This window comes from Streptomyces sp. NPDC000880 (assembly GCF_053599675.1).
In genome coordinates, this window is sequence record NZ_JBSFMS010000026.1 from 55402 (window position 1) to 66478 (window position 11077).

Here is an 11077-nt window from a genome sequence, read left to right on the forward strand (position 1 = left end):
CCTCACCCCCGGCCGATATACGGCATCCCCGTCGCCATCACCGTCACGAACTGCACATTCGCCTCCAGCGGCAGTTCCGCCATATGGAGCACCGTCCGCCCCACATCCGCCGCGTCCATCACCGGCTCCACCACCACCTCCCCGTTCGCCTGCAGGATCCCTGCCCGCATGCGCTGCGTCATCTCCGTCGCCGCGTTGCCGATGTCGATCTGGCCGCACGCGATTCCGTAAGCCCTCCCGTCCAGTGACAGCGACTTCGTCAGGCCCGTGATCGCGTGCTTCGTCGACGTGTACGGAGCCGAGTGCGGGCGGGGCACATGCGCCGAGATCGAGCCGTTGTTGATGATCCGGCCGCCCTGGGGGGACTGGTCCTTCATCATGCGAAAGGCCGCCTGCGCGCACAGGAAAGCGCCTGTCAGATTGACGTCCACCACCGAGCGCCACTGCTCGTAGGAGATGTCCTCGAAGCGGACCCGGGGGCCGGACGTTCCCGCGTTGTTGAACAGCAGGCCAACACCGCCGTGGCGCTCGCGCACGGTGGCGAACAGCGTGGTGACATCCGTCGGTGACGTCACATCAGTGGGGACGCAGAGCACGTCCCCACCCGCCAGCGACGCCGTTTCCTCCAGCGCCTCGGCGCGTCGCCCCGCCAGGACCACAGCCCAGCCCGCCCCTGCCAGCGTCAGCGCCACGCTCCGGCCGATGCCCGAGCCCGCTCCCGTCACCACGGCAACCCTCGCAACTGCGTTCATGAACGCGCAGCGTAGTCGCGTACCTGTACGCGGAGCTCATCCGGCCGACCGGAGTCCGGGGACCCGTCGCGCACCCTGACCGGAGCGGCCCAGGAGCGCTGGCTGCTCGACGGCTGGAAGAGCTCCCGTGCCCGCTGGAACGTGGTGCCGCAGCAGGTCACCTTCGCGCAGCGGCGCGACGTCCCGACCACGCCGTACAAGGTGAGCATGGACGCCTGGGACGGTTACGCGGCCTCCCGCGGGCGCGTTCTGGACGGCGCGGCGGCGGCCGGCATCGAGAACCTGATGGTCTTCACCGGCGATGTGCACCGCGGTTACGCGTACGACCTGAGGCGCGACTTCAACGATTCCGCCTCGCCCGTCGTCGGCACCGAGATCGTCGCCACCTCCATCACCAGCGGCAAGGACGGCGAGGAGCGGCCCGCCAACTACGACACCCTGAGGGCCGCCAATCCGCACATGAAGTTCTACAACGGCCGCCGCGGCTATGTGACCGTCACCCTCGGCGAACAGCAGGCGCGCGCCGACTTCAAGACGGTCAGCGCCGTCACGACGCCGGGCGCGCCGATCATCACGGCCGCGTCATTCGTGACCGAGGCCGGCGACCCGGGGCTCAGGCCTGTGTGACCAATTCGCCCGGGTAGCGGACGCCGACGCGGTCCCGTACCGCGTCGAGCGTCCGCATCACGGCGAGGCTGCCGTCCAGCGGAACCAGCGGCGACTGCGTCTCGCCCGCCCGCAGACACCGCATCACCTCGGCCGCCTCGTACTGGAGGCTGTCCCGCCGCCCCTCGGCGGTGAACTCCTCCGGCTCGTGGCCGCCTTCGCGGTGCAGTACGAAACGGTCCGGGAAGAAGAAGCCCTGCGGAAGATCTATACGGCCGGCCGTGCCGGTCACCGAAGCCGTCACCGGGGTGGCCGCCGTGACCGAGCAGGACAGCAGCGCCGTCGCCCCCGACTGCGACCAGCCCAGCAGCATGCCGGTGTTCAGATCCACGCCCTCGGGGGAGAGCAGTGCGTCGGCCTGTACGCGGTCGGGCTCGCCGAGCAGCAGCTGTGCGAACGAGACCGGGTATACGCCGAGGTCGAGCAGCGCGCCGCCGCCGAGTGCCGGGTCGCGCAGCCGGTGGTCCGGCGCGAAGGGGCCGGCGAGGCCGAAGTCGGCCTGCACAGTGCGTACTTCACCGATCGCGCCGTCCCCGACGAGCGCGGCGAGCCGTCGCACGAGGGGATTGCAGTACATCCACATGGCCTCCATGAGGAAGAGCTCGCACTCGCGGGCCAGCGAGACCAGCTCTTCGGCCTCCCGCACGTTCAGCGTGAACGGCTTCTCGCACAGCACCGCCTTTCCGGCCTCCAGGCAGAGCCCGGCCACTGCCCGGTGCGCGGAGTGCGGCGTTGCGACGTACACCACATCGACGTCCTCGTCGGCGGCGAGCGAGGCCCAGTTGCCGTACGCCCGAGCGATGCCGAACCGATCCGCGAACGCCTTGGCGGACGCTTCCGTACGCGATGCCACCGCCACCACCTCGGCGTCCGGCATCGCCTGCAGCTCCGCCGTGAACGCCGCGGCTATACCGCCGGTCGCCAGCACACCCCACCGCACGATCCCGCTCATCCCAGCCCCGCCTCACAAATAGGTCTCGACCACTCCGGACGAGCTGAGAGCATAGGGAGGGATTCAAGGACATGGAGACGCAATGCCAAAGCCGGACAGCGGCCAGACCAGCACCGAAGGACACATACCGGCCGCCGACCCGGCACTCGTGACGTCGGCCCGCCCCGCACCTGTGGCGGCCGACCCGCCACGCCTGGCCGCGGCCGACCAGGCACCCCTCGCGGCAGCCCGCCGTGTCGGCTTCCTGGTCACCCTCGTCCTGGGCGGCCTCACCGCCGTGCCGCCGCTCTCCATGGACATGTACCTCCCGGCGCTGCCCGCGGTCACCGACTCCCTCCGCTCGCCCGCCGCGACCGTCCAGCTCACGCTGACCGCGTGCCTGGCGGGCATGGCGCTCGGCCAGCTCGTCGTCGGCCCGATGAGCGACCGATGGGGACGTCGCCGCCCGCTGCTCATCGGCATGATCGTGTACGTCGCCGCCACCGCGATCTGCGCGCTTGCCCCCACCGCCGAACTGCTGATCGGCTTCCGGCTGCTCCAGGGACTCGCGGGCGCGGCCGGCATCGTCATCGCGCGGGCGGTGGTCCGCGATCTGTACGACGGCGTGGAGATGGCCCGGTTCTTCTCCACGCTGATGCTCATCTCCGGCGTCGCGCCGATCATTGCGCCGCTGATCGGCGGACAGGTGCTGCGGATCACCGACTGGCGCGGCATCTTCGTCGTCCTCACCGCCGTCGGCATCGTGCTCACGCTCGTGGTGGTGAAGTGGCTGCACGAGACGCTGCCGCGGGAGAAGCGGCACAGCGGCGGCGTCGGCGAAGCCCTGCGCACCATGCGCGCACTGCTTGGCGACCGGGTCTTCACCGGCTACATGCTCACCGGCGGGCTCGCCTTCGCCGCGCTCTTCGCGTACATCTCCGCGTCGCCGTTCGTGGTGCAGGAGATCTACGGCGCATCGCCGCAGACCTTCAGCCTGCTCTTCGGCGTCAACTCCATCGGCCTGATCGCCGTCGGCCAGATCAACGGCAGGCTGCTGGTGGGCCGGGTCAGCCTGGACAAGGCGCTCGGCTTCGGGCTCGGTGTGATCACGCTGGCCGCGGCCGCGCTGCTGCTGATGACGGCGGGCGTGTTCGGGAAGGTGGGCCTGCTTCCCGTCGCGGCCGGTCTCTTCGTGCTGATGTCCGCGATGGGCCTGGCCATGCCGAACACCAACGCCCTGGCCCTGATGCGCACCCCGCACGCCGCCGGCTCCGCGTCCGCGCTGATCGGCACGTCCTCGTTCCTCATCGGGGCGGTCGCCTCACCGCTCGTCGGGATCGCGGGCGAGGCGACGGCCGTCCCGATGGCCGTGGTCCAACTGACCTGCGCACTGGCCGCGATGGGCTGCTTCCTCGCGCTGTGCCGTCCCTGGCAGCGGCGCGCCGAGGCCGTCTGACACGGACCCCCTACGGTTCCCCGCTACTGCTCGCGACGCGGGTAACCGATCAGATGCAGCCGGTCCTTCGTATCCGTCCAGCTGAAGATCCCCACCCCCGCGGTCTCCGCGCCCGGCAGCCGCGCATTGGGGGGCAGCGCCTGGGGCACCGCGGTGGCCAGATCCAGCTCGATCGGGGCGCCGCCGCCGGCCAGCGCGTCCGCCGGGCTGCGGGCGCTCGTCGCGCCGTACGCCGTGCCGGAGTCGGTCACCGTCGTCAGAGTCAACGGCTTCGATCCGTCCGACTGCTCGAAGCAGTACGCCTTGCGCTGCTCCAGGTCGAAGGCCAGATTCCCGGCGATCAGATAGCCGCCCTCGGGCGCGAGCACCGCCTGTGGATACTCGCCCGGCTCGATCGCGGGCTTGTGGCAGCGCACTTGCACCAGCGGCTTTCCGGCGGCCGTGTCGTGCACTGCCCAGATGTCGTACGTACCAGCGTCTTTGCTGCCCTTCGCGGGCTGCCACTTGGCCAGTACGTAGCCAGGGGCGACCGAGGTCGGCACGCCGGACGCGGGGTCGGTACGGGCCGGGGCCAGGTTCCGGCTGTACCAGCCGCCGCGGACCCAGAAGCCCGGGTCGCCGCTCAGCAGCAGGCCCTTGTCGGTGACCCCGCGGACCTCGGTGAGGCGGCGGCAGCCCGTGCAGCCTCTGGGGTAACCGAGCGCGGTCTCCGGCACCTGCGTGACCTCGTCTGTCAGCGGGTCGACGACCGTGCTCCTGGTGCGGCCGTCGCTGATGAGGACGCCGGGGCCGGTGCCCGATACGGTCGGCGGGGCGGGCCACGGGACCTCGACCCGCTGCCGGGAGCCGTCCGTGACGTCGTACAGATCGAGCGCGACGAAGGTGTCCGCCGTCGTCAGGGCGTCCTCGCCCGCCCTGCCGTACGACCAGGTCGCGAAGTACTCGCGGCCGTCCTTGGCGACGGACAGCAGCCGCGGGAACTGGTCGGCGGACGCCGGCGGATGCCAGGGCAGTCCTGTCCAGCCGGGCCTGCCGGTCGCGGCGTTCAGGGTCCGCAGCCGGAACCGTTCGTCGTCGACCCGCTCCAGATAGCCGATGAGGCCGCTGTCCTGCGCGATCGCGTACTGCTGGGACGCGTTGGAGATCTCCCAGCCCTGCGAGGTGTCGTACGCGGACGGGACGGTGAGCCGGGTCAGGGGCGCCGCGCTGTGCCGGGCCGGCCCCGGGGGCTTGTCGTCGGCGGCCCGGCCGCCCTCGCCGCCGCCGCACATGCTCAGCAGGAGCAGCAGCGCCAGCACCATCACCCCGGCCACCAGGGCCACGCGCACGACCCTCTGTCTCATGGTCCCCCCGTGAGCGGTGCGCCACGTTCCGTGTGCGGCGACGGCCGTCAGCGTAGCAACCGCCGCCGCGCTGCCAGGAGTTCGATCCCGTCGCTGTTCCGTCCCGATTCCGTGCCTAGAATTTGTCGGTGAACGCCACCCTCCCCACCGCGGAAGTCCTGCGCAGCGCCCTGGCCGATCTGCTGGCCGGACTGCCGCCCACGCAGGCGGCGCAGGCCGTCGAGCGGCTGATCGCCAACTACCGGGGGACCACCCCGACCGACGTGCCCGTGCTGCGGGACCGCTCCGACGTCGCCGCGTACGCCGCGTACCGGATGCCCGCGACCTTCGAGGCGGTGCGGTCCGCGCTCGCCGATCTGCGGGCCGCGGCCCCCGAGTGGGTCCCGGCCACGCACACGGACATCGGTGGCGGGACGGGCGCGGCGAGCTGGGCGGTCGCGGAGGCCTGGGAGGAGGACGCCCCGCGCACGACCGTGCTGGACTGGGCCGAGCCCGCGCTGGCACTGGGCCGTGAACTGGCCGCCGCATCGGGGGTGCCCGCGCTGCGCGCGGCGCAGTGGCAGCGCTCCCGGATCAGCTCGGCGCTCCGTATCGAGAGCACTGATCTCGTCACGGTGTCGTACGTCCTCAAGGAGCTCACCGCCAAGGACCGCGCGGCCGTTGTCACGGAGGCGGCCCGCGCCGCCCAGGCCGTCGTGATCGTCGAACCCGGCACCCCCGACGGCTATGCCCGCGTGATCGATGCCCGCGACCGCCTGATCGCGGCGGGTCTGACGGTCGCCGCGCCCTGCCCGCACAGCGCCGCCTGCCCCATCGAGCCGGGCTCGGACTGGTGCCACTTCGCGGCCCGGGTCAGCCGCTCCTCGCTGCACCGCCAGGTGAAGGGCGGCTCATTGCCGTACGAGGACGAGAAGTTCAGCTATGTCGCGGCGGTCCGTTTCCCGGCCACACCGGCCCCCGCCCGGGTCACCCGCAAACCGCAGATCCGCAAGGGCCTCGTCCTGCTCGACCTGTGCACAGAGCCGCAGGAACTCCGCCGCGAAACGGTGACCAAGCGCCAGGGCCCGCTGTACAAGGCGGCGCGGGACACGGAGTGGGGCGACGCGTGGCCGCCGGACGCCGCCGGCGGGTGACAGGGCCACCGCTCCGCCGTTCGTCCGCCGCCACTTCACCCCGTACGAGACGATACGTCTCGGCTCTTCCCGTTGGTAGATTGACGTCATGACCGAGACCAAGGCCCCCGACTCCAGCCGCCGCAGCGAGCGCTCCCGCCGTGCCATCTACGACGCCGCTCTCGCTCTCGTCGGCGAGGTCGGCTACGCCAAGACCACCATCGAGGGCATCGCAGCCCGCGCCGGCGTCGGCAAGCAGACGATCTACCGCTGGTGGCCCTCCAAGGCCGCGGTCCTGCTCGAGGCCTTCCTCGACCTCGCCGAGCAGGCGTCCGAGGGCGAGAGCGAGATCCCCGACACCGGCGACCTCGAAGGCGACCTCAAACTCGTGCTGCGGGCCACGGTCGACGAGCTGAACAGCCCCGCCTACGACGGCCCCTCCCGTGCGCTCACCGCCGAGGGCGTGGTCAACCCCGAGCTGGGCGCGCAGTTCGTCGAGAAGCTCCTCGAACCGCAGCTCCAGCTGTACGTGAAGCGGCTGCGGGCCGCCCAGGACACCGGGGGCGTACGCGCCGGCATCGACCTCCGTATCGCCCTGGAACTGTTCACCGGACCCCTCACCCACCGCTGGCTGCTGCGCACGCTCCCGCTCACTCACGACTACGCGGACGCGATCGTCGAGTACGCACTGCACGGCCTCGCACCACGGCCCTGATCACCGGATCGGGGGGTGCGGCCACCCCGCGCCCGGGAAGGTGGGACCATGGCAGAGTCCGCCGGGGGCGAACGTGAGGTGTGAGGGGATAGATGGGCGACGGTATCGGCCGCTACCGCGGCACGGAGAGCAGGCTGTCCCGGGAGAGCCGGCTGCCCCAGTGGCTGCGCCGGCGCCCCAAGAACACCGACGCCGACGACTCCCGCCGCGAGACTCTGCTGCTGGCTGCCGCCGCTGCGGGACTGCCGCTCGCGCCTGCCGCGTACCCCGTTTCCTACCGATGTTCCTGTGAGCGCATCGGCTGTCCGACGCCCGGCAGGCACCCTGTTTCCTTCGCCTGGCAGACGCAGTCCACGAGCGACTCCGCTCAGATCCAGCGCTGGGCGGAGGGCCAGCCGGAGGCGAACTTCATCACCGCGACCGGCATGGTCCACGACGTACTCGACGTTCCCCTGGAAGCCGGCCGCAGCGCGCTTGCCCGGCTGCTGGAACGGGGCATCGAGGTCGGCCCCGTCGCCGAGTCCGGCAGCGACCGGATGCTGTTCTTCACCGCCACCCGCGGCACCCCCGAGGACGAGGACGAGTGGTGGCCCTGCGAGCTGGACTGCCACCCCGAGACGATGGACGAGCATCCGGGGCTGCGCTGGCACTGTCGCGGCAGCTATGTCCTCGTACCGCCGGCTCAGCTGCCCGGTGAGCTCGAGGTGGCCTGGGTGCGCGGGCCCGAGCATCCGCTGCCGGACCCGCTGACGCTGCTTGAGACGCTGACGGACGCGTGCGCGAAGTGGGCGGGCGGGGTGGAGGGCTTGGACCGGCACGAGGTGGCCTGGCCGCTGGGTCGTTAGGCCGCGTCTTCCCGAACCCGGGACTCCGCCCCTCCAAACTCCCCCAGACTTCGTCCGGGGGACCCCCACGGGGCTTGAAAGTCCGGCCGGACGGGCTTGATTTCCGCCGGACGGGCGGAAATTTCAGCCTGTCCGGCGATTGAGGACAGCGCCCGAAGGGCGTACGGGGGTCTGGGGGGCTTGCCCCCAGGTCGGAAGGGACGCGTTCAACTCCCGTACCGCTAAGACCCCTTCGCCGACGTCAGACCCGTCAGCCGGCCCAGCACATCGACCTTTCCGCTGCCCCCGGCGCCCGTCGGCACCGTCACCGCCTGGCTGGAGACCCGCTCCTTGGTGACCGTGGACTTCACCTCGCCCGTCAGCAGCGCCTTCACATCCGGGGTGACCTGCAGCCGTACACCCTTCGCGGCGGTCTGCCGTTCGTAGTTGCGCACGGCGAAGAAGACCAGCGCGTTGCCGTCCTCGGTGACAAGGCCGAGCGGCGCGAAGTCGTCGGAGTCCAGCGGCTGGTCGATGTACTGCGTGGACATCCCCGGCAGATTCGAGTCCTTCTGGCGGGACGCGCGCCAGCCCGAGGTGTGCGGACCGTCCTTGAAGTGCGCCGGCGTGCCGTTTTGCATGTACGAGGAGTACTCCTCGCTCAGATCGCGCGGAGCGACCGCCAGCGCGGCGCTGTCCGGCGCGACCGGCTCCGCCCAGCCGTCCTTGTCGGTCTTCAGGGCCGGGATCCGGCTGGGGGACAGGATCGTCAGATACGCCGCCTCCCACAACTGGTCCGCGCCGTTGCGCACGAAGACCAGCACCCAGCGGTTGTCCAGAGCGCCCTTGTCCTGGTCGCGGTTGGAGTCGACGTCCGCGAGGAAGAACCGCGGCCAGCCGGCCTTCTTCGGGATGGTGAACTTCGCGTCCGTCAGCTCCAGCGGCACGTGTTGCGGGTTGCCGTCCGGGTAGTTGACGCTGCGCGCCTTGAGACCGGCCTGGTTGATCGCGCCGAGCGCACCGGTGACATGGGCCGCGTCCAGGGCCGGATCGTAGGCCTTGTCGGCCTCGTTGTACGCGTCGGTGAAGTCCTTGAGCGCCTGCGCGGCCTCAGACTTCGTCGCCGACGGTACGACCTCCAGCTCCCCGTGCACCGTCACGCACCCGCTCGCCGTCAGACACAGCACTGTCATCGCCGCGAGCCCTGTCGCCGCCCGACTCAGCCTTCTCATCGGTTGCCTTCTGCTCCTTGACCCCCACTGACCGTCCGAACCCTACCGGGGCCAGGAACAGCCCGAGCGTCGGGACCAGATACAGCGCCCACACCGTGACCTGGAGGACGGTCGGGTCGGGCTGGAAGTTGAAGACGCCCTTCAGCAGCGTGCCGTACCAGGTGTCCGGCGGGATCGTCGTGCTGATGTTGAAGGCCTTGTCCGCCAGACCGCCCAGGAAGCGGGCCTCCTGCAGGTCGTGGACGCCGTACGCCAGCACACCGGCCGCCACGACGACCAGCATGCCGCCGGTCCAGGTGAAGAACTTGGCCAGGTTGATCCGCAGCGCGCCCCGGTAGAACAGCCAGCCCAGCAGGATCGCGGTGGCGATGCCGAGCAGTACGCCGATCAGCGGCGTCTGCGTGCTGCCGCTCTCGTCGGTGGCCGCGCGGACCGACGCCCAGACGAACAGCGCCGTCTCCAGGCCCTCGCGCCCCACCGCCAGGAAGGCGGTCGCGACGAGCGCGCCCGTACCCATCTGCAGCGCGGCGTCCAGCTTGCCGTGCAGCTCGGACTTCAGATGCCGCGCGGTGCGCCGCATCCAGAAGACCATCCAGGTCACCAGGCAAACCGCGAGGATCGACAGCGAGCCGCCGAGCAGTTCCTGCGCCTCGAACGTCAGCTCCTGCGAGCCGTATTCGAGCGCGAAGCCGAACCCGAACGAGATCGCGACCGCGATCCCGATGCCGATCCAGATCGGACGCAGTGCGTCCCGTCGCCCGGTCTTGACCAGATACGCGATCAGGATGCAGACGACCAGGCTGGCTTCGAGGCCTTCGCGCAGGCCGATGAGGATGTTTCCGAACACCTCGGGTCCTTTCCGTGCGGGCGAGTCAGGAGAACAGCGCCCGGCCCCACCAGTCGTCCGTGTCCCGGACGCCCGGCGGGATGGCGAACAGCGCCGAACCCACGTGCTGGATGTATTCGTTGAGGACGTCGCTCGCAGCGAGGGAACGCTGCACCGGGACGAATCCCTTGTGGACGTCGCGCTGGTACGCGAGGAAGAACAGCCCCGCGTCCAGGCGGCCCAGGCCGTCCGTGCCGTCGGTGAAGGAGTAGCCGCGGCGCAGCATCTTCGCGCCGCCGTTGGTGTCCGGGTGCGCGAGCCGCACATGGGCGGTCGGCAGCATCGCCGGCAGGAACGGCTCGTCGCGTTCCTTGGCCTTGCCGACCGCGGCGCCCTCGCCCTTGTCCCGGCCGAAGATGTCCTCCTGCTCCTTCAGCGAAGTTCGGTCCCAGGTCTCGATGTTCATCCGGATCCGGCGCGCGACGAGGTACGAGCCGCCCGTCATCCAGGCCGGACCGTCCTTCTGAGACACCCAGACATGCTTGTCGAGCTCCGCCGTGTCCGTCCCGGCGATGTTCCGGGTGCCGTCCTTGAAGCCCATCATGTTGCGCGGGGTCTGCGCGTCGGGCGTCGTCGACGAGGTCTTGCCGAAGCCCAGCTGCGACCAGCGGACCGCGACCTTGCCGAAGCCGATCCGGGCGAGGTTACGGATCGCGTGCACCGCGACCTGCGGGTCGTCCGCGCAGGCCTGTACGCACAAGTCGCCGTCGCTGCGTGCCGGATCGAGATTGTCGCCGGGGAACTTCGGCAGATCGACAAGGGCGTCGGGGCGCTTGCCCTCAAGGCCGAAGCGGCCCTTGGCGAACAGGGACGGGCCGAAGCCGATGGTCAGCGTGAGCCGGGACGGCTTGAGGCCGAGCGCCTCGCCGGTGTCGTCCGGCGGCGCCTCGGCGAGACCTCCGTAGGCGCCCTCGCCGACAGCCTGCCCGGCCGTCATCCGCTCGGCCGCCCGCGTCCAGTCCCTGAGCAACTGGATCAGCTCGGCGCGGTCCGCCGTCTTCACGTCGAAGGTCGCGAAGTGCAGCCGGTCCTGGACGGCGGTGGCGATGCCCGCCTGGTGCGCGCCGTGGAAGGGGACGGCCGCGCCGCTCGCGGCCGCGGGCACAGCACTCACTCTCTGAGGAACTGTCCGCAGACCGCGAGGGTGCCATGAGGCTGCT

10 protein-coding genes and 1 pseudogene are annotated in these 11077 nt (G+C 70.9%); 5 read left to right on the top strand and 6 right to left on the bottom strand.

Going from position 1 to position 11077, the window contains the following annotated elements:
* Positions 1-2 precede the first annotated feature (2 nt).
* Positions 3-752, bottom strand: coding sequence for an SDR family oxidoreductase (locus ACWDO5_RS11920; RefSeq protein WP_450530170.1), 750 nt, complete (start codon positions 750-752; stop codon positions 3-5).
* A gap of 48 nt (positions 753-800) precedes the next feature.
* Here ACWDO5_RS11920 and ACWDO5_RS11925 point away from each other — a divergent pair.
* Positions 801-1379, top strand: a pseudogene (locus tag ACWDO5_RS11925) (alkaline phosphatase D family protein); the annotation flags it as partial.
* Here ACWDO5_RS11925 and ACWDO5_RS11930 read toward each other — a convergent pair.
* On the bottom strand, positions 1366-2370 hold the full coding sequence (locus ACWDO5_RS11930; protein ID WP_450530171.1) for a Gfo/Idh/MocA family protein: 1005 nt from the start codon (positions 2368-2370) through the stop codon (positions 1366-1368). The pseudogene ACWDO5_RS11925 and the gene ACWDO5_RS11930 sit on opposite strands and share 14 nt — an antisense overlap.
* 82 nt (positions 2371-2452) lie before the next feature.
* Between ACWDO5_RS11930 and ACWDO5_RS11935 the strand changes: the two genes are divergently transcribed.
* A complete protein-coding gene (locus tag ACWDO5_RS11935; protein WP_450530172.1) occupies positions 2453-3805 on the top strand; it encodes a Bcr/CflA family multidrug efflux MFS transporter in 1353 nt (450 codons plus the stop codon).
* A 23-nt stretch (positions 3806-3828) separates the two neighbouring features.
* Here the strand turns inward: ACWDO5_RS11935 and ACWDO5_RS11940 are convergent, their stop codons facing one another.
* Positions 3829-5148 (bottom strand): hypothetical protein, encoded by a 1320-nt coding sequence (locus tag ACWDO5_RS11940; RefSeq protein WP_450530173.1) that lies wholly within the window; start codon positions 5146-5148, stop codon positions 3829-3831.
* Positions 5149-5276: 128 nt separating this feature from the next.
* Here ACWDO5_RS11940 and ACWDO5_RS11945 point away from each other — a divergent pair, with 128 nt between their 5' ends.
* From ACWDO5_RS11945 to ACWDO5_RS11955, 3 genes are all read left to right on the top strand, one after another.
* Positions 5277-6281: a small ribosomal subunit Rsm22 family protein gene (locus tag ACWDO5_RS11945; protein ID WP_450530174.1), complete on the top strand. Its 1005-nt coding sequence runs from the start codon at positions 5277-5279 to the stop codon at positions 6279-6281.
* 88 nt (positions 6282-6369) lie between these two features.
* Positions 6370-6975, top strand: coding sequence for a TetR/AcrR family transcriptional regulator (locus ACWDO5_RS11950; RefSeq protein ID WP_450530175.1), 606 nt, complete (start codon positions 6370-6372; stop codon positions 6973-6975).
* Between the two features lie 92 nt (positions 6976-7067).
* Positions 7068-7820, top strand: coding sequence for a bifunctional DNA primase/polymerase (locus ACWDO5_RS11955; protein WP_450530176.1), 753 nt, complete (start codon positions 7068-7070; stop codon positions 7818-7820).
* Positions 7821-8041: 221 nt separating this feature from the next.
* On the opposite strand, the gene ACWDO5_RS11960 is transcribed toward ACWDO5_RS11955, so the two are convergent.
* From ACWDO5_RS11960 to efeB, 3 genes are read right to left on the bottom strand one after another with little or no spacing between them, the layout of a single operon-like run.
* The gene (locus ACWDO5_RS11960; RefSeq protein WP_450530177.1) at positions 8042-8992 is read right to left on the bottom strand and encodes a hypothetical protein; all 951 of its coding nucleotides are present in this window, start codon (positions 8990-8992) and stop codon (positions 8042-8044) included.
* Positions 8910-9878, bottom strand: a complete 969-nt coding sequence (gene efeU / locus ACWDO5_RS11965; protein WP_450530178.1) for an iron uptake transporter permease EfeU — start codon at positions 9876-9878, stop codon at positions 8910-8912. The genes ACWDO5_RS11960 and efeU overlap by 83 nt, the downstream gene beginning before the upstream one ends.
* Positions 9879-9903: 25 nt before the next feature.
* The gene (gene efeB / locus ACWDO5_RS11970) at positions 9904-11031 is read right to left on the bottom strand and encodes an iron uptake transporter deferrochelatase/peroxidase subunit (protein WP_450530179.1); all 1128 of its coding nucleotides are present in this window, start codon (positions 11029-11031) and stop codon (positions 9904-9906) included.
* Between the last annotated feature and the right edge of the window lie 46 nt (positions 11032-11077).

Bases quoted from the DNA above. Each gene is read 5' to 3' on its own strand.
- ACWDO5_RS11920 (WP_450530170.1), bottom strand. From the start codon at position 752: ATGAACGCAGTTGCGAGGGTTGCCGTGGTGACGGGAGCGGGCTCGGGC.
- ACWDO5_RS11930 (WP_450530171.1), bottom strand. From the start codon at position 2,370: ATGAGCGGGATCGTGCGGTGGGGTGTGCTGGCGACCGGCGGTATAGCC.
- ACWDO5_RS11935 (WP_450530172.1), top strand. From the start codon at position 2,453: ATGCCAAAGCCGGACAGCGGCCAGACCAGCACCGAAGGACACATACCG.
- ACWDO5_RS11940 (WP_450530173.1), bottom strand. From the start codon at position 5,148: ATGAGACAGAGGGTCGTGCGCGTGGCCCTGGTGGCCGGGGTGATGGTG.
- ACWDO5_RS11950 (WP_450530175.1), top strand. From the start codon at position 6,370: ATGACCGAGACCAAGGCCCCCGACTCCAGCCGCCGCAGCGAGCGCTCC.
- ACWDO5_RS11955 (WP_450530176.1), top strand. From the start codon at position 7,068: ATGGGCGACGGTATCGGCCGCTACCGCGGCACGGAGAGCAGGCTGTCC.
- ACWDO5_RS11960 (WP_450530177.1), bottom strand. From the start codon at position 8,992: ATGACAGTGCTGTGTCTGACGGCGAGCGGGTGCGTGACGGTGCACGGG.